Origin of the sequence: Arthrobacter sp. SIMBA_036 (genome assembly GCF_046535135.1) — a bacterium.
GTDB lineage: Bacteria > Actinomycetota > Actinomycetes > Actinomycetales > Micrococcaceae > Arthrobacter.
The window spans coordinates 1-278 of record NZ_JAWRXG010000123.1; the positions used below are offsets into that span (position 1 = coordinate 1).

The 278-nt window shown below is 41.4% G+C and carries 1 protein-coding gene; it reads right to left on the reverse strand.

The window, feature by feature from the left end; all coding sequences use genetic code 11:
* A partial coding sequence (locus tag SB659_RS19365; RefSeq protein ID WP_410551570.1) for a fibronectin type III domain-containing protein occupies positions 1-275 on the reverse strand: 275 nt, incomplete at its 3' end.
* Positions 276-278: the final 3 nt, after the last annotated feature.

Sequence of the window (278 nt, forward strand, 5' to 3'; positions counted from 1 at the left end):
GTATTGTTTACTGTTCCTAATGTTACATTAGAAATGTAATTATACTGCCCACTACCACTTGCAGCAGTACAATATGTTACGCATACCGTTGAGAATGTTAATGGTGCAGAATACGCACCAGTAGTTCCGGAACAAATTGCAGCAACCTGTACCTGGTAAGATATACAGTCGGACAAACCAGCTAATGTATAGGTATTGCTTGTGGCAGTAGCCTGAGACCAGCTAGTATCAGTTGTCTTCTTATATTGTACACTGTAAGAAGTAGCTCCCACCACTGG